We start from the raw sequence: 18,696 nt of genomic DNA, 5'->3' as shown, positions 1-18,696 counted from the left end.
TATTTTTATCGAGCTAAAGCAGGTTCCACCCATTTAAAAAGTTGCCCTTCCGCAGGAACCACCAATCTTTCTGAAATTTTTGCCATTCGTGAAGGTAATTTCAATAGGTAATCTCTTGCTTTTTCTGCTTCATCAGTTAGATTACATATTTTTTCAATTTCCCATTTTTCATTTAGTTTCTGAAGAATATCTACGTAGTCCATAGCCGTGTAAACACCTAAACGCTGTGCTGATTCTGAGAATTTTTCAAAAGCAGTTCCAATACTTTCTCCTGATTCTCTAATCAAATGTGCAGGCATCGTAATTTTTTTCTTCATCATGTATTGAAAAGATAACATCATTTCGCTTGGATCTACTTCAAAAATACGTTTCACAAATTCACTATAGGCTAAGTGATGACGCATTTCGTCTCCAGCAATTAAATTACACATTTTGTGTAGTTTTTTATCGCCATATTTTTTAGCTAGTAATGCTACACGATTATGAGAAACATAAGTAGCTAATTCTTGAAAACTTGTAAAAACAAAGTTTTTATAAGGATCTCTTCCGGTTCCTGGATCAAAACCGTCGTTGATTAAATGGTGTGTTGTGATTTCCACTTCACGCATATTTACTCTTCCAGAAAGATAAAGATATTTATTTAAAACATCTCCGTGACGATTTTCTTCCCCTGTCCATTGGCGTAACCATTTTGCCCAACCATTGTCGCCATTTTCTCCTTTTTGAGTAACGCCTTCTACATCCATTAACCATGTTTCATAAGTAGGCAAAGCTTCTTCAGTAATGGTGTCACCAACTAAAGTAACCCAGAAATCATAAGGTAAATCTTTTGCAATTTCGCGTAATTCTTTCACTTCTTCCAAGAAGTTTTCTTTTGAAGAGTCAGGAAGTAAATCTGTAGGTTGCCATATTTTTTCAACTGGAATTAAGAATTCTTCCACAAAATGATCCACTTTTTTTTCTAAAAATTGCATCACCTCTAATCGTACATTTTGTATTGACATGGGTTATATTTTGATGTGTTCAGTAATTGTTTTTTCAGTGTATTCAAAAATTTCTTCAAACGCATGTTCTGAAATCTTCATTGGTTTGTGAATTGTAAAATCTAATTTCACACCAAGACCCAATGGAAATTGTCCGAATTTAGTCATTTTCCACGAGTTATTAATTGTAATTGGTAAGAAGTGAGCATCAGGTGCAAACTTGTATAACATTTTTAAACCATTCACAGCGAAAGGTTTAGGTGTTCCCGTTTTGCTTCTTGTTCCTTCTGGGAAAATCACTACGGAGTAATTATTATTGTTTACTAATTCAGCTACTTTTTTAATTTCAGGCAAAGCTTGTTTTGGATCTTTTCGGTTAATTAAGGCTGAACCTCCATGTCGTAAATTATATGAAACACTCGGAATTCCTTTTCCTAATTCAATTTTACTGATAAATTTTGGATGTACTTTTCGTAAAAACCATATAATAGTGGTGATGTCGTGTAAACTTTGGTGATTGGCAACAATAATTAAAGGTTTGTTTTCAGGTATGTTTTCCATTCCTTTAATGTGGTAAGTAGTTCCTATAACGTGAGCAGTTCTAACTAGAAACCAATTAAGGTAAGCCACACTTAGTCGATGGGCATTGTATCCAAAAACATTGAAACATATCCATTGTATAGGATGGAAAATTACCAACCATAATAGGAATAAAATATAATAAATTATCGATAATAGGTATGAAAGAATTTTTTCCATAAAAAACCAATTTGGGCAAAAGTAAGCTTTAAAATAAAAAACCACCAATGTTTTGGTGGTTTTTATTGTATGCCAGCATAGTATCTTAGCAATATTTGTTAGTTAATAATTGTACAGTTACCATTTAAACAATCAATATTATTAGGAGGAGTTACTACCATACAATCAGAAACTGCTCCCGTTTGTAGGTTGTATCGGTGATCCATTTCATAATATTCATTTACTAAATTTTCTAGCGTATTTTGATTTACCGCACTGGGATAAGCCAAATATTCTCTAGGTCCACCACAAGGCTTAGCACCAAATGCAATATAATTACAATTTGATGTATTGGTACACGGAAAACTGTTGATATAATCAAGAATTTCTTGTTTTTTTTCAATCAATTGTTCAGGTGTAATTTCCGTAACATTTGATTCATTTTCATCACATTGAAAACTTTGCAATAAAATGGACAAAAGTAAAATTCGAACTATAATCTTCATAATCTTTTTTAATAAGATTCAAAAATCATGAAAAGGTTGCGTGGTATAAATTTATTTAGCAAAATTCGTTGTAAGCGTCTTTTAAATTTTCAGCAATTAATTCAGCTGGTCGACCTTCAATGTGATGACGTTCTAACATGTGAACTAATTCACCATCTTTAAACAAAGCCATACATGGCGATGATGGAGGAAAAGGGAACATGTGTTGACGCGCTGCATCAACAGCATCTTTATCAACTCCTGCGAAAACGGTTACTAATTGAGAAGGTTTTTTTGCACCATCTAAACTCATTTTTGCTCCGGGACGTGCGTTTCTTGCTGCACAACCACAAACCGAGTTGATGACTACTAACGTAGTTCCTTCGTTTTTTAAAGCATTTTCTACTGCTTCAGCGCTATATAATTCTTGAAAACCAGCTTCTGTTAATTCAGCACGCATTGGTTTTACCATTTCTTCTGGATACATATTTGTAATGTTATAAGTTAACGAGTTGCAAAGCTACAAAGTTTTTTGCTTGATAGGGAATACCAATTCATAAAGATTTGTTATGATTTGATAGTTTACGGCTATTTTAAAATTCGGCCTATGAGCGCTTTCACAAATATCATTTTCGGACATTTCCAAATCACTTGCAAATCTTTCCAGATTGAAGTTTCTTCATCTAAAAATTTAAAAATCACAGTTGAATTTCCACTTCTAAACATCGAAGAAAATATCTTGGAACCTAAATCGTTTTTAGAACTTAAAATATCCAACAACAATAAATCATAGAACCAAAATTTATCTTTTTTATGAAATTTCGTAAAGTCAGATTCAGATTTTAGAAATTGAACTAATGACTTTGATTTTTTGGATGCGCTTTTAAAAGTATAACCTGTGCTAGCTTTTGTCCAACCACCAGCTGAACCAATATTGATGATGTTCTTAGTATTGTGTTTCCAAAAAGGATAACACGTCATTGGAATATTGCCTTGTTCTTTTTCTAGGATTTCGTATTCGGTTATTCCGAGATTTTCAATATATTTCAGAATTTCAGATTCATATTCCTCTTTTGAAAGTAAGTCTTTTGAAAACAACGTATATTCTAACAACGCTTCATTTTCCGATGTTGGTAAAACATATATGAAACGCGTATTGCCTTTTTGTTCCACCGAAAAATCCATAAAAGTAGCACAATTTGGAGTGAAAACAGCTTCTTTACTTTTGATAAACCAACCTACAAAATGTTGCTGAATCAAAGGAAATTTATTTTGCGCAGTAACAATTTCAGGATTGTAAATTGAATTAAAAATTTTGTTACAAGTGAAAGTTTCTTCTCTGGTTTTTACGATGCAATGATTCCCTAATTCTGTAAAATCAACAACTTTTTGATTTAGAAAATGGATGTTTTTATATTCGGAAATTTTCTTGAAAACTAATTCGTAAAAATCTAAACCATTAATTTTTTTGTATTGATACGGCGTTAATTCTAAAACGCGATTAAATTTTTCATTCGCAAAAACAGCTTGATTCCATTTTTTTGAAACAATTTCTCTGAATAATTCCCCTCTTTTAGAGGGGTGCCCTTTGGGCGGGGTGTCGTTTTCGTCCCAAAAGCACCAAGTTCTATCATTTGTTTTTTTTGTATTCTCATCAATTAGCAAAATAGATTTGTCATTAAACTTTCCGGATAAAAGCATTTCATAAACAGTCATCAAAGCCGATAATCCTGAACCTGTGAAAATGTAATGATAGTGTTGCATGTTAGATACGAAATGAAAAACCTAAAGATAAATAATATTTTGGGGCGTTTTTTGTAATTCCAACACCCGAAGACAAATCTAACATAAAATTATTGCTTATCAAATAAGTAAATCCACCATCTACACTGTGATGTGCTTTTTGATTTTCTGGCGCAAATCCAAATAGTTCTATATATGAGCCCATCTTTTCTGAAATAGTAAATCCCGAAGAAATAGTATATAAGTAAGTTGGGTTTGGTAACATTCCATCCCATTCAGCCCCTAAATTATATCCAATGTTTATTTTTCTAGTTAGTGTGTGTTGCATTGTAAATCTAAATTGTGGTGCATTTGTATTTGTTTTAAAATGAGTTGAAGCAACATTAGGTAAGCCAATATGAGCTATAAAAGAAGTTTTTGGCAGTAAACCTTTCTCCTCTGCTAGTTTCGTTTTAAATCCTATAAGTGTTGAAGGAAATCCTGATTGAATTGTGTTCTTATTTTTTTGATTATCAAATCCTGTTATTAATCTTATTTCTAGAATATCATTTACACCATATTTTATAAGTATAGTTGGCAGATTTGAACTAGAAACATTATTATTTTCTTTTTGATAATTAAATCCAGTTTCAATTTGCAGCATGTTTTTTGGAACAATTGCAGGTGTTTCAGTTTGATCAGGTCTATCTGTTTGAATGGATTCTTGAGCTTGTATAAAGTTTGAAATTAATATTGCAAAGCACAGGCATTTCTTTATCATAAAATTAAATTTAGACAAAACTAAAAATAAAATATATAGTAATCTAAAAAAAGTATATATATTTGTGTAAATAAATTGTTTATGACCATTTCTGAAGAAAATTATATAAAAGTTATTTATCATTTGTCGTTGGTTTCTCCAAAGGGTGTCAATACGAATGCTATTGCTGGAATGTTAGATACTAAAGCGTCATCAGTTACCGATATGATGAAGAAGCTTTCTGATAAAGATCTTGTAAGTTACCAGAAATATCAGGGAGTTACCTTAACTGAAAAAGGATTTCATTCGGCAAAAATGATAGTTAGAAAACACCGATTATGGGAAGTTTTTTTGGTGGATAAATTAGGTTTTTCATGGGATGAAGTCCACGAAATTGCTGAAGAGTTAGAACATATTAAGTCGGAAAAGTTAATTAATAGATTAGATGATTTTTTAGGTTTTCCTTCTTTCGATCCTCATGGCGATCCAATACCAGATGAAAATGGAATTATAAAAAAAATGGATAAACATTTATTGTCTGAGGCAGAAAGTAATGTAGAATATCATTGTGTTGGAGTTAAAGATTCCTCGGCAGAATTTTTACAATATTTAGATAAGCAAAAAATCGCATTAGGATCGGTTATAAGAATAATTGAAAAAGAAGAATACGATAAAACGTTATCCATTTTAATTGATGGAAAAAAAATAATGTTATCAAATAAAATAGCAACTAATTTATACGTACAATAATTATGTTCCAATCAGTAATTAATTTTTTTGAAAGTATCGACCCAATTCTGGCAGCTTTTTTAGCGACTACATTTACTTGGGGTTTAACCGCTTTTGGCGCTTCGTTTGTGTTCTTTTTTAAGACAATGAACCGCGTTGTTCTAGACGGAATGCTTGGTTTTACAGGAGGCGTAATGGTTGCGGCAAGTTTTTGGAGTTTGTTAGCACCCGCTATTGAAATGAGTGAAGGCGATGGGTTTATAAAAGTAATTCCAGCTGCAGTTGGATTTTTATTAGGTGCGATTTTTATTTTCGGATTGGATAAAGTGTTGCCTCACATGCACATTAATTTTAAAGAAACCGAAGGAATAAAATCGCCATGGCAACGCACAACACTTTTAGTTTTAGCTATTACGTTGCACAATATTCCAGAAGGATTAGCGGTTGGTGTTTTGTTTGGTGGTGTTGCAGCGGGAATTCCAGAAGCTTCAATTGCTGGAGCGGTTACCTTGGCTATTGGAATTGGAATTCAAAATTTCCCTGAAGGAATTGCCGTTTCTATGCCGTTACGAAGAATGGGAATGAGCAGAACAAAAAGTTTCATGTACGGACAATCGTCAGCCATTGTAGAACCTATTTTTGGAGTAATTGGTGCAGTTGCGGTTACTTTTTTTACCCCGATTTTGCCTTATGCGTTGGCTTTTGCAGCTGGAGCAATGATATTTGTAGTGGTTGAAGAAGTAATCCCAGAAACCCAACAAGATAAAAATACCGATATTGCCACCTTAGGATTTATTGGCGGATTTATTGTAATGATGGTTTTGGATGTTGCTTTAGGTTAATGACAAGCACAATCATCGCCACATGGTTTTGATTTTTTTGGACGTTTTTTCCAAAAGAATTTCTTAACCAAGAAACCAACAGCAATGGCTAAAGAAATGTAAACTAAGATTTGTTGAATATCCATACTGCAAAAATAAGAAAAGCAATCTCAATTATAATGAGATTGCTTTTTTATTAACTTTAAACTTTCATTATTAAAATTGTGCCGCTAAACCAATTGAAGCACTAAAAGGCATTCCTGGTCGCAAACCTGCTGGAACTCTTGAAACTAAATACGTGGTATCGAAAAGGTTATTGATGTTTCCAGTTACACTAAAATGTTTGTTGAATTTGTATTTTGAACCAAAATCCACTACAGTGTTACTTGGTACTGAGTTTTCGTTTGGAATTGAACCTTGACCTGCCACTGTTCTATATTCGCCACTATATCTAGCGCCTAAAATCAATTCAAATTTTGCGTGTTCTAATGCAATTGAAGCATTAAATTGGTGTTTTGAAATGTATGGAATTTCATCGCCTTTTTCAATGGTTCCCCAAGCTCCGTCCGAACTTGAAAATTCGTTAACAAATTCAGTATCGGTTAGGGTATATCCAAAAGAGATTGGTAGTTTAAATTTACTCTCTTCTTTTAAAACTTGATAGTTTAATAATAACTCAATTCCTTTAACATGCGCTTCACCGGCATTAAATTGATCTAATGTTCCAGAACCTCCACTTGCGGCCAAATCGCTTCCTAATAAATTAGAATAGTTATTAAAATAAGTTACAATTTCTGCTGATAATTTGTTGTAATTAAAACGAGTACCTAGTTCATAATTTATACTTTTTTCAGCATCTGTTCCTGGCGTATTTGTTGGTGGAGCAAACCCTTTATGAACTCCTCCAAAGAAGGATAAGTCATTATTAATTCTGTAGTTTATCCCTACACCTGGCAACCATACTTTCACATGATTGTCGTTTTCAATTAAGTTAATTCCAGTTCTAGCTACGTCATTTGTACCGTAGTTTTTGTTTAATAAATCAATAGTTTCAAAACGGATACCTGGTGTTACTGTTAAGTCCTTGAATTTTATTTTGTAAAGTGCGTGAGCTGCCAAAGCATTTGCATAAGCAATTCGGTTATCTTGTGTTCCTGGTGTTCCCGCAGTAGTTAATACCATCGAGCCATCAAGCATAGCATAGCTATCATTCCATTGGAATCTATCTTCGCTGTCTTTGTGGTATCTTACACCAACTTCTAAATCATGGTAAATATCTCCCGTTAAGAAATGAAAATCTAATTTAGTTTGAACGCCTTGAGCTAAATATGCTCTATTGTTTGCTCTAACACGTAAAGCATTATTTGGAGAGTTTTGAGCGCCCGTAATGTAATCAAAAGCTAATACATTTGTTAATGGGTCTTCTAAAATTGCATCGATAGCATAAGTTGTTCCACCAAATCTTACATCGTTCAGTTTATACCAATTTCTAGCAAATTTGTTGCGATAAGCTGTTGTGGTTACACTAAAATAATTGCTTGTTTTTAAAGTATGTGTTACTGAAAACTGATTGTTTTTTGTAGTAATGTTGTCTTTTTCAGAACCAACATAACGCATAAAAGGAGAATTATTAAAATCTTCTTCTGTTAATCCTAAATAGGTTTCATTTGCATCTTCTTCTGCATATACCATTTTAAAATCGAATGCATTATAAATTTTACTGGTTGGTTTTGATTGTACTCTAAATTTTGCCATTACATCTTTTTTGTCAAAACCGGTGTTGGCACCACTTGGTAAATCTTTAAAACCATCCGAATTGTAATTTAAAAATTGAACAACTGCCCCTACAGTTTTATTTGCAATTCCAACATTTGCTAAAGTACGACTCGTATTAAAACTTCCGTAATCTGTTAAAAATCCAGCATTAAATTTTGTTGGTATTGGAGCCGAAACAAAGTTTATAGTTCCTCCAGTAGTAAAAGGTCCGTACTGAATTTGGCTACTTCCTTTTAAAATTTCAACAGCACTCATACGAGCAACTGATGGGAAATAATAGGCAGCTGGAGCTGAATAAGGAGCTGGAGCAATTAAAAAATTGTCTTCCATTAAAGTGATTTTCGCACTTCTATCTGGAGAGGTTCCTCTTAAACTGATATTAGGTCTTAATCCAAACCCATCTTCTTCATAAACATTAACTCCTGTAACGGTTCTAAGTACACGATTAATATCGGTATAGTTGAATTTTTGTAAATCTGCCGCTGAAATGTAAGAAGCCGAACCTGTTTTATTAGCTGCTTCAAATTTACTACCAATCATTTGATTAGCAGAAATAACAACTTCTTTTAAATTTTTAATGGAATCTTTTGAAGTATTGTTTTCTTTTTCTTGAGAAAAAATTATGCTTGAAAACAGTAGTACAAAAGGGACAATAATACGCTTCATTTTATTTAGATTAATTCTATTCTGCAAAAATAGCCACTAAATTTTATTTAGACAAATTATAAATAAACTTTATTTGGAATTATTTTTAGAATTATATTTTGTATGCTTTTTTTTGTGTAAAAATTAATATTTTATAAAAATAGCTACACAATGATATAAGAAGTCGTTATACAAAATATTTTTTTTAAAGATTCTTTATTTTTAGAATAATAAAGATGAATAATAAAGATGAATAATTAAGTTTATGGCTTAATTATTTCAACAATTGATAGGCAATAAATGCTGTTATGTAGGCAAATCCACTCATAAAAACCAATTGGATAATTGGCCATTTCCATGAATTGGTTTCTTTTTTCACTATAGCTAACGTAGAAATACATTGCATTGCAAAGGCATAAAATAATAATAATGAAATTCCTGTCGCAAAGTTGAATATTTTTATGCCCGTTTCTGGATGTACTTCGGCGGCCATTCGGTTTTTAATGGTAGTTTCTTCTTCGCTATGACTACCTACACTATAAATGGTGGCTAATGTCCCAACAAAAACTTCACGAGCGGCAAATGAACTTACCACCGCAATTCCTATTTTCCAATCATATCCTAATGGACGAATCACAGGTTCTATAGCTTTACCCATATATCCAATATAGGAGTTTTCTAATTTATATGAATTGACTTGGTCTTCAAATGCTTCTGTAGTGATAGTTTTGTCTTGATTTTGTTGAGTGATAATCACTTCTGCGTTATTAAAATCGTCACTTAATCCATGCGAACCTAAATACCATAAAATTACCGATAGGGCTAAAATAATTTTCCCAGCTCCTGCAACAAACGCTTTGGTTTTTTCTAAAACGTTTATCCCAACATTTTTAAACATTGGAATTTTATAACTTGGCATTTCTACTACGAAATAGGATTTACAACTTAATTTTAAATATTTATTAAGCAAATAAGCAGAAAAAATTGCCATTCCAAAACCCAATAAATACAATGCCATAAGGGTTAATCCTTGCAAACTTAAAAATCCAAAAATTCTCTTTTCTGGTATAATTAAGGAGATTAAAATGGCATAAACAGGTAACCTTGCCGAACAAGTGGTGAATGGGGTAACCAAAATAGTAATTAAACGTTCTTTCCAATTTTCAATGTTTCTTGCGCTCATTATAGCTGGAATAGCACAAGCTGTTCCTGAAATTAATGGTACAATGCTTTTTCCAGACAAACCAAATTTTCTCATGATTTTATCCATCAAAAACACTACACGACTCATGTAGCCACTTTCTTCTAATACTGAAATAAACAAGAATAAAAAAGCAATTTGTGGAATAAAAATTACAATACCACCAATTCCTGGAATTAATCCTTCACTAATTAAATTGGTAAATTCTCCTGCTGGTAAATGATGTTTTGCAAGTGAACTAAAATTTGCAAATGTTTCATCAATAAAATCCATCGGAATGCTACTCCAATCAAACAAAAACTGAAAAATAAGCATTAAAATTCCGAAGAAAATAACGTAACCAAAAATTTTATGTGTTAAAACGCGGTCAATTTTTGCTCGAATATCAGATGCTTTAGAAACATCAATTTTTTGACCTATTTTCAGCGTATCATTTATAAACTGATAGCGCTTAATGGTTTCTTTTTGTTGTAAGCGTTTTAAATCGGCATGCGATTTAGTAAACGAACTTTTAATTTCGTTTCGTTCTAAATTTAAGAAATTAACATCTTGCGTAATAACTAACCAAAGTTTATATAATAATTGATTAGGAAAAGCTCTTCTTAAATTATTAAAATAATCCGGGTCAATTGATGATGCGTTTAAGCAAGGTTCGGTGGATAAATTTTGATAATTTAATATCAATGATTTTAATCCATCGATTCCTATTTTTTTTCGAGAACTAATTAATGCAATCTTAGTTTTTAGTTCTTTTTCTAAAAGCGGAATATCTAATTCTATTCCTTTTAGTTGCATCCTATCTGCCATGTTAATGACTAAGATGGTCGGAATTTCTAAATCTTTAATTTGAGTAAAAAGGAGTAAATTTCGCTTTAAATTTTCCACTTCAGTAACTACTACGGCAGCATCTGGAAAATCTTCATCGTTTTTATTTAGCAGCAATTCAATTACTACGTTTTCATCAATTGAACTTGCGTTTAAACTATAAGTTCCAGGCAAATCAATAATTTTCGCTTTAATTGAATCGGATAATTTGCAAGTGCCTTGTTTTTTTTCAACCGTAATTCCAGGATAATTTCCTACTTGTTGATTTAATCCTGTAAGTTCATTAAAAACTGAAGTTTTGCCCACATTTGGGTTTCCAATTAATGCTACTTTTATAAGATTTGAACTCATTTAAATATTCTTTAGAATGCTTATTTCTCTTGCGGTTTCTATGCGAATTGCAACATGAGAATCGTTCACGTTAAAATACAATGGATCACCTAAAGGAGCTACTTGAAGTAATGTAATTTTATTACCAGGTAAGCATCCCATTTCTAATAATTTTAGAGGGATTTCGTCTAAATTAACAGCAGTTATAGTTGCTGTTTCTCCTATTTTAAGAGCTGACGAATTAGTGTTCATTTTCTTATTTAGATTGAATTAAAATACAAAAGTAAAAATTATAAATTTAGAAAACCTGATAATTATCAATTTAATAACAAATTATTTTTGATTTTCAACTAACCAAATGATATCAGCAAGTAATTGTTCCATGTTTTTTGTTTTGGTGTCTTCAGTAGGCTTGTCAAGATTGGTGCCATCATAAAAACCACGAATTCTTTTGTTCTTGTCTACTAAAATAAAATTTTCGGTATGAACCATGTCATATAGTTCTTCAGGTTTGCCTGTTTTTACGGCTAAATATGATTTTCGAGCTAAATAATAAATGGCTTTTTTGTCACCAGTTACCAAATTCCAACGCGAATCATCAACTCCTTTTTCAAGTGCATATTTTTTTAAAACTTCTGGCGTATCAATATCAGGTGTTACAGAAAAAGATAGCAATTTTACGTTGGGGTATTTTTTTAATTGATTTTGTAACCAAACCATATTATCGGTCATTTTAGGACAAATAGTGGGGCAAGTAGTAAAAAAGAAATCAGCTACATAAACAGTGTTTTCATAATCTTTTTGGCTAATTAATTTTCCGTTTTGATTGGTAAATGCAAAATCGGCAATTTTATGATCGTTACCTATATGTTGCACCGTTGAGTCAACTAATTCCGGATTAATATCTCTTGGGGAATATATCGGCAACATTTTTTCAGGAGAAAGTAAGCTATAAATTCCAAAATAAATTCCTAAAGATAGTATTGAAAATAGAATTAAAAATTTTTTATAAGGTGCTATAAATTTAAACATAAAGTTTTTTACAAAAATAATGATAATTCAAAACACATTTGCTAAAAATATCAAATAGACATTTGTTAAAATTCTAATTAATTGATTTTCTTCATTATATTTGTGGTATGTACCCTAAATTTACTAAATAAATGACTAAAAATTACTTTATTATTAGCTTGTTGTGTTCCTTTTTAGGATTTTCACAATTTAATCCAACTGCTCCATGGATGGCTAATAAAAATACGGCTAAAAATGGTCAACTTACCATTGATGAACAAGTTGAGACTTTCAATGAATATTGGTTAACAAGAGATAAAAACGCTAGAGGCTCAGGTTATAAACCTTTTATGCGATGGGAATATCATTGGAGAAATTATACCAATGAACAAGGGTTTATTATTTCTTCAGAAGAATTTTGGAATGCTTGGCGTCAAAAAAATCAAGCTAAAACCAACCGAAATGTTGTAATGTCGCTTCCAGTTAGCAATTGGGAACCAATAGGCCCTTTTACTCATACAAATACTGGTTCCTGGTCTTCAGGTCAAGGTCGTGTTAATATTGTTCATGTTGACCCGTCTAATGCCAATACTGTTTATTTAGGAGCTCCTGCGGGTGGAATTTGGAAATCAACAAATAATGGAGCTACTTGGACGCCACTTACAGATCAATTACCTCAAATTGGCGTTTCTGGGATAGCTGTAGATTATTCTAATTCAAATGTAATTTATATTGCAACAGGCGATAAAGATGCAGGCGATTCTTACTCAGTAGGAGTATACAAATCAACTGATGGAGGTTTAACATGGAATCCTACAGGCAATATGGGTGTTTCAACGCCTACTAGAGCGGGAGATATTTTAATTCATCCAACAAATAATCAAATTTTATGGTGCGCTACTAGTTCAGGTGTTTTTAGATCTATAAATGCCGGAACTTCATGGTCTAGAGTGCAAACAGGAGATTTTTCTCAAGGTAGTATTCGATTGAAACCAAGTGATCCAAATACTGTATATATTATATCTGATACTAGGTTTTTCCGTTCTACAAACTCGGGAGCAACCTTTACGCAAATTTCTTCAGGATTACCAACTACTTCGGGTCGTATGTTATTAGATGTTACTCCAGCAAATGCTAATTATGTTTACATTTTAAGCGCTGATACATCAGGAGATTTTCAAGGAATTTATAAATCAACAGATGGAGGTACTATGTTCACAGCTACTAATACAACTACCGATGTATTTGAGTCGAATCAATCTTGGTATGATTTAGCTTTAGCTGTATCAACAATAAATGCAGAAGAAATTTACACAGGTTGTTTAAATGTATGGCAATCAACAAATGGCGGAGCTTCTTTAACAAAATTAAATAGTTGGAGTAATCCTAGTGGACCATCGTATACCCATGCCGATATACATTATTTAGGATTTCATGGAAATAAATTGTTTTGTGGTAGTGATGGTGGTATATATGTTTCAGACAATAGTGGAGCCAATTTTACCGATTTAACTGCAGGTGTACAAATTAGTCAATTTTATAAAATTGCCGTTTCAAAACAATCAGCAGCCAAAATGGTTGGAGGTTTACAAGATAATGGAGGTCATGCCTACAGCGGTGGTCAATGGAAAAACTACTATGGAGCAGACGGTATGGATACCGCTATAGACCCTACAAATTCAAATTTATATTATGGTTTTATACAAAATGGAGGTGGATTATATATTAGTAATTCTGCAGGTAATGGATTAAGTTCTTCTGTAAATTCACCAGGTGGGCAAAACGGAAATTGGGTAACTCCATTAACTTCAAATTCAATTGGAGAAATATTTTCAGGTTTTGATAACTTATATAAATTAACTAGTGGTGAATGGGTACAGCATAATGTAGATGCTTTAGGAACTGGAAATATAGATTTAATTACAGTAGATCCATCAAATAACAATATAATCTATGTTGCAAATGGGACAGTATTGTATAAAAGTGTTAATGGAGGTGTAAATTTTTCTGCGATTAGTTTCACTACAAATAACATTGAATCTATTACTGTTCATTCTACTGATAGTAATATTGTGTATTTAACAACTGAAGGTGCTAATGGAGAGGTTTTAAAATCTACTGATGGTGGAGCTTTATTTGTTGATATATCTAATGGAGTTCCAAATATTGGTAAAAACATAATTGTTCATCAAGGAAGAAACACCGATAATCCGCTGTATCTTGGCACAAGTTTAGGGGTTTATTATAGAGATGATTCTATGGCTGCATGGGCTCCATTTGATGCAAATTTACCAAATGTTTCAGTTACCGATTTAGAGGTTAATCTTGAAGATGCAAAATTAATTGCAGCAACTTATGGAAGAGGAATTTGGCAAACAGCTATTCCAGTTCAATTACCATCTGATGATGTTAAATTTTTGAGTATTAAAAATCCAACAGCAGACATTAATTGTGGAAGCACTATTACACCTAAAGTTGAAGTTAAAAATAATGGATTAAATACAATTTTTTCAATAACTGTTAATTATAGTATTGACGGAACATCTTCAAGTTTTGTTTGGAATGGCTCATTAGCTTCTGCTGTAACAACGGAAATTAATTTACCAACAACTGTTTTATCAAGAGGTGTTCATACATTAGATGTAACAACATTAATTGTGAATGATTCTTATTCAGACAATAACCAAGGAACAACTTCTTTTTATATAAACGATGCGGGAACTGTTGGGGTTGTAAATCCATTTACTAATCCTTCAAATGCCTTAATTGTATATAATGAAGGAACAAGTGGAGCACAATGGCAAAGAGGTACACGTACAGGTGGTTTAACATCATCAGGAAATACAGTATATGCTACTAATTTAACTGGAAATTATCCAGACAACATAAAAACATATTTGGTTTCTCAATGTTACAACTTATCAAACGTCATTAATCCGCAGATTAGTTTTGCAATGAAATATGATGTTGAACAGAATTGGGATATTGTTTATGTAGAATATTCTACAAACTTTGGTGGTTCATGGACTGTATTAGGTGAAATGGGTCCAACATGGTACAATAGTGACAGAACACCGGCAACTACAGGTACAGATTGTAACAATTGTCCTGGTGCTCAATGGACAGGATTAAATGCAACGTTATCAACTTATACGTATCCTTTAAATACATTAAATTCGGAAACAAATATAATTTTTAGAATTGTTTTCCATTCTGACCAATCGGTAAATGATTTAGGGGTTAATATTGACGATTTTGTTATTAATGGAACGTTATCTGGACAAAGTTTTGATTTACAAAATATTGTATTGTATCCAAATCCATCAAACGGAATTTTCAATGTAGTTTCTGGAGCTAATGAAATAACAGAAATTCAAGTTTATGATTTAACAGGTAAAGTGATATGGACTAAAAAAGATTTTGCAGTATCAAATTCTGAAATTCAAATAAATTTATCTTCTATTTCACAAGGAATTTACTTCGTTAAAATTTCAGCAAATAATCAATCAACAGTTAAACGAATTATTAAAGAATAACTATGAATAAATTTATCTTAAAAGGTAGTTTCGGCTTCCTTTTTTTATCAGTAGCATTATTTTCTTGTAAGTCATCACAAGAAGCAACGGCAAAAAAAGAATCCGTAGGAATCAATGTTGGTTATATGGATAAATCTACAAATCCAGCCGATGATTTCAATCGTTATGTAAATGGAACTTGGTTAGATAAAACCGAAATTCCTGCCGATAGAACCCGTTGGGGAAGTTTTGATGAATTGCGTAAAAACACCGATGACGATGTAATGGCTATTTTGAAAGAAGCCATCAAAGACAAGTCTATCGATCCAAATTCAGATCAAGCAAAAGCTATTAATTTGTACAAAACAGTGTTAGACACGGTAAGTAGAAATAAAGCAGGAATTGACCCTTTAAAACCTTATTTGGCTAAAATTAATAGTGTTCAAAACGCAGATGAACTAGTTGCTTTATTGGCCGAAATGGAACCAGAAATGGGATTAGGTTTCTTCGGAAGTTACATTGGTGCCGATGCTAAAAATAGTAACAAAAACGTAATCTATGTTGGAACCGGAAGCCTTGGTTTACCTGATAGAGATTACTACGTTTCTGATGCGCCTGACAACAAAGAAAAACGCGAAAAATACCTGACTCACATAGCAAGAATGTTAAAATTCATTGGTGAATCTGAAGATGTTGCTAACGTTAATGCAAAGAAAATTCTAGCTTTAGAGACTAAAATGTCAACCGCAACTTTAGACCGTGTTCAAAGAAGAGACAGAAGAAATACATACAATCCAATGTCTTTTGCTGATTTACAAAAATTAGCACCAACCGTTAAATGGGATGCTTATTTTCAAACCGTTGGAATGGGTAAAGTAGATTCTTTAGTAGTTTCGCAACCCAAATATTTACAAACGGTTGAAACTATTTTAAAAGACAACCAAGTAGAAGATTGGAAAGCCTACATGCGATGGACAGCATTAAGAGGTTCAGCAGGGTTATTGTCAACTGATATTGAAAATGCAAATTTTGAGTTTTATGGAAAAACCTTAACAGGAGCTGTAAAACAACGCCCAGCTGAAGAAAGAGCTTTAGCAACCGTTAATGGAAGATTAGGAGAAGCATTAGGTAAATTGTACGTAGCTAAAAAATTCCCACCTGAAGCGAAAGAAAAAGCACAAGCTATGATTGCTAACGTTATGAAAGCTTTCGATAATCGTATCGATAATTTACCTTGGATGACAAAAGCTACTAAGGAAAACGCAAAAATCAAATTAAATAAATTCCGAGTAAAAATTGGATATCCTGATAAATGGAAAGATTATTCTGCATTAGAAATGAAATCTCCAGAACAAGGTGGAACGTATTTTGATAATTCAAGAATGTACGCCAGATGGAGCCACAAGAAAAACATGGAAAAAATTGGAAAGCCAGTAGACAAAGAAGAATGGGGAATGTCGCCTCAAACAGTAAATGCATATTTTAGTCCAACCAATAACGAAATTGTTTTTCCAGCTGCGATTTTACAACCACCTTTTTATGATTATAGAGCCGATGAAGCAGTTAATTATGGCGGAATTGGCGCTGTAATTGGTCACGAAATTTCGCATGGTTTTGACGATTCAGGTTCTAGATACAATGCGGATGGAAATTTAGTGAATTGGTGGAGCGAAGACGATTTGAAACAATTCACAACATTAGGAAGTGCTTTAGCCGACCAATATTCAGCATTAGAACCATTACCAGGAATTTTTGTTGATGGAAAATTCACTTTAGGTGAAAATATAGGAGATTTAGGTGGAGTTAATGCAGCTTACGATGGATTACAAATCTATTTGAAAGCAAACAAAAATCCAGGGTTAATCGACGGATTTACGCCAGAGCAACGTTTCTTCATTTCTTGGGCAACTATTTGGAGAAGTAAAATGAGAGATGAAGCCATCAAAAATCAAGTTAAAACCGATTCACATTCACCAGGAATGTATCGTGCTTATGTGCCGTTACAAAATGTGGAAGCGTTCTATAAAGCGTTCAATATTTTACCACACAACGGTATGTATTTGCCTTTTGAGAAACGCGTGAAAATTTGGTAATCAAATTCAAATTTTAAATCAAATCCCATCTATTTCAGGTGGGATTTTTTTGTTTGATAAAATAGTAAAGATTATCGCCATGGATTAAAAGATTAGAAGGATTACAATCTGTGAAAATTCTTTAATCTGTGGCTAAATTTATTTTTTCTTAATCGCTCGATTCACTAAATAAAGTCCAATAATGGTTATTGTTCCGCCAATGACAATTGCAGGAGTTAAAGGTTCATTAAACAACAAATAGCCAAAAAACAACGCCACCATCGGATTAATGTATGCATACAAACTGCTGATTTCAGTTGGTAAGTTTTCCAAAGTATAAATAAAAGCAATAAACGTCAACACCGAACCTACAATAGCCAAATAAGCAATCGACCACCAAGAAATAGCAGGAATTTCACTCAACGGAACTGAAGTGCCATTAAATTCAATGACGCTCGAAATCACAATACTCGATATCAACATTTGCAATCCCAAACTAAAATACGGATTAAAATTGGTCTTGTTTTCTTTAATATATAGAGATGATAACGCCCAAGTAAACGTAGCAATTACAGAAAGTAAAATCCCAAATCGGAATTCAGGTCGTAAGAAATCGTTGAGGTAATCGTAGAAAATCACGCAAATACCAGCAAACGCAACAATCATTCCCACCACTGCTTTCCAAGAAGTTTTTTGACCTCGAAACAAACTGATAATGACAATCCAAAGTGGAAAAACAGAACCAATAATCGCTCCCAAACCACTCGAAATATATTTCACGCCCCAAGTACTCAAGCCGTTACTTAGCATGAAATTTAAGACACTCAAAACGAAAATATTTCTCCATTGACGTTTATTTGGCCAAGGATGTTTTTTGATTAAGAAATAAAGTAAGTACAATAATCCACCAAAAAGTTGACGCAGTGCTACCAATTGCATCGGAGGCATGTGTTTGATACCTTCTTTGGAAGCAATCCAAGTGGTTCCCCAGAAAAAGCTAGTCCAAATTAATGCTAAAATGGGCAAGCCAATCGCATTTTTCTTTTGTTGGATGTAATTGTGAAACACGCTAAAATACGCCAT

16 protein-coding genes are annotated in these 18,696 nt (G+C 32.7%); 4 read left to right on the top strand and 12 right to left on the bottom strand.

The annotated features are described in order from the left end of the window. Positions 1-5: 5 nt before the first annotated feature. From RSE15_RS08030 to RSE15_RS08005, 6 genes are all read right to left on the bottom strand, one after another. Positions 6-1,004, bottom strand: a complete 999-nt coding sequence (locus RSE15_RS08030; protein ID WP_324067340.1) for an acyl-ACP desaturase — start codon at positions 1,002-1,004, stop codon at positions 6-8. A 3-nt stretch (positions 1,005-1,007) separates the two neighbouring features. Beyond that, the gene (locus tag RSE15_RS08025) at positions 1,008-1,742 is read right to left on the bottom strand and encodes a lysophospholipid acyltransferase family protein (protein WP_324067338.1); all 735 of its coding nucleotides are present in this window, start codon (positions 1,740-1,742) and stop codon (positions 1,008-1,010) included. Between the two features lie 98 nt (positions 1,743-1,840). Continuing rightward, the gene (locus RSE15_RS08020; RefSeq protein ID WP_324067336.1) at positions 1,841-2,227 is read right to left on the bottom strand and encodes a hypothetical protein; all 387 of its coding nucleotides are present in this window, start codon (positions 2,225-2,227) and stop codon (positions 1,841-1,843) included. Between the two features lie 55 nt (positions 2,228-2,282). Further along, positions 2,283-2,693: a BrxA/BrxB family bacilliredoxin gene (locus RSE15_RS08015; protein ID WP_324067334.1), complete on the bottom strand. Its 411-nt coding sequence runs from the start codon at positions 2,691-2,693 to the stop codon at positions 2,283-2,285. Positions 2,694-2,794: 101 nt separating this feature from the next. Then, the gene (locus RSE15_RS08010; RefSeq protein ID WP_324067332.1) at positions 2,795-3,970 is read right to left on the bottom strand and encodes a lycopene cyclase family protein; all 1,176 of its coding nucleotides are present in this window, start codon (positions 3,968-3,970) and stop codon (positions 2,795-2,797) included. A 1-nt stretch (position 3,971) separates the two neighbouring features. Beyond that, on the bottom strand, positions 3,972-4,709 hold the full coding sequence (locus RSE15_RS08005; protein WP_324067329.1) for a transporter: 738 nt from the start codon (positions 4,707-4,709) through the stop codon (positions 3,972-3,974). A gap of 81 nt (positions 4,710-4,790) precedes the next feature. On the opposite strand from RSE15_RS08005, the gene RSE15_RS08000 reads away from it, so the two are divergent. Both RSE15_RS08000 and RSE15_RS07995 read left to right on the top strand, forming a co-directional pair. Next, on the top strand, positions 4,791-5,438 hold the full coding sequence (locus RSE15_RS08000) for a metal-dependent transcriptional regulator (RefSeq protein WP_324067327.1): 648 nt from the start codon (positions 4,791-4,793) through the stop codon (positions 5,436-5,438). A gap of 2 nt (positions 5,439-5,440) precedes the next feature. After that, positions 5,441-6,259 carry a ZIP family metal transporter gene (locus tag RSE15_RS07995; RefSeq protein WP_324067325.1) on the top strand — a complete coding sequence of 273 codons (819 nt, stop codon included), beginning with the start codon at positions 5,441-5,443 and terminating at the stop codon, positions 6,257-6,259. Here the strand turns inward: RSE15_RS07995 and RSE15_RS07990 are convergent. The 5 genes from RSE15_RS07990 to RSE15_RS07970 form a co-directional block, all read right to left on the bottom strand. Next, a complete protein-coding gene (locus tag RSE15_RS07990) occupies positions 6,256-6,384 on the bottom strand; it encodes a FeoB-associated Cys-rich membrane protein (protein ID WP_324067323.1) in 129 nt (42 codons plus the stop codon). The genes RSE15_RS07995 and RSE15_RS07990 overlap by 4 nt on opposite strands. A 70-nt stretch (positions 6,385-6,454) precedes the next feature. Then, positions 6,455-8,680 (bottom strand): TonB-dependent receptor family protein, encoded by a 2,226-nt coding sequence (locus RSE15_RS07985; RefSeq protein WP_324067322.1) that lies wholly within the window; start codon positions 8,678-8,680, stop codon positions 6,455-6,457. A 253-nt stretch (positions 8,681-8,933) separates the two neighbouring features. Continuing rightward, complete coding sequence (gene feoB, locus RSE15_RS07980) at positions 8,934-11,036, bottom strand: ferrous iron transport protein B (RefSeq protein WP_324067321.1); 2,103 nt, start codon at positions 11,034-11,036, stop codon at positions 8,934-8,936. Then, the gene (locus RSE15_RS07975; RefSeq protein WP_324067319.1) at positions 11,037-11,267 is read right to left on the bottom strand and encodes a FeoA family protein; all 231 of its coding nucleotides are present in this window, start codon (positions 11,265-11,267) and stop codon (positions 11,037-11,039) included. Positions 11,268-11,348: 81 nt separating this feature from the next. Further along, entirely contained in the window at positions 11,349-12,047 is a 699-nt protein-coding gene (locus tag RSE15_RS07970; protein ID WP_324067317.1) for an SCO family protein, read from the bottom strand. Between the two features lie 131 nt (positions 12,048-12,178). Between RSE15_RS07970 and RSE15_RS07965 the strand changes: the two genes are divergently transcribed. Together RSE15_RS07965 and RSE15_RS07960 are read left to right on the top strand one after the other, a co-directional pair. Then, the gene (locus RSE15_RS07965; RefSeq protein ID WP_324067315.1) at positions 12,179-15,562 is read left to right on the top strand and encodes a VPS10 domain-containing protein; all 3,384 of its coding nucleotides are present in this window, start codon (positions 12,179-12,181) and stop codon (positions 15,560-15,562) included. 2 nt (positions 15,563-15,564) lie between these two features. After that, positions 15,565-17,634, top strand: coding sequence for a M13 family metallopeptidase (locus RSE15_RS07960; RefSeq protein ID WP_324067313.1), 2,070 nt, complete (start codon positions 15,565-15,567; stop codon positions 17,632-17,634). Positions 17,635-17,772: 138 nt separating this feature from the next. Here the strand turns inward: RSE15_RS07960 and RSE15_RS07955 are convergent, their stop codons facing one another. Then, entirely contained in the window at positions 17,773-18,696 is a 924-nt protein-coding gene (locus RSE15_RS07955; protein WP_324067312.1) for a DMT family transporter, read from the bottom strand.

This window comes from Flavobacterium sp. (assembly GCF_035195345.1).
Taxonomy (GTDB): domain Bacteria; phylum Bacteroidota; class Bacteroidia; order Flavobacteriales; family Flavobacteriaceae; genus Flavobacterium.
The sequence above is the reverse complement of the archived record's forward strand: the minus strand, read 5'-3'. Positions and strand labels throughout refer to the sequence as shown.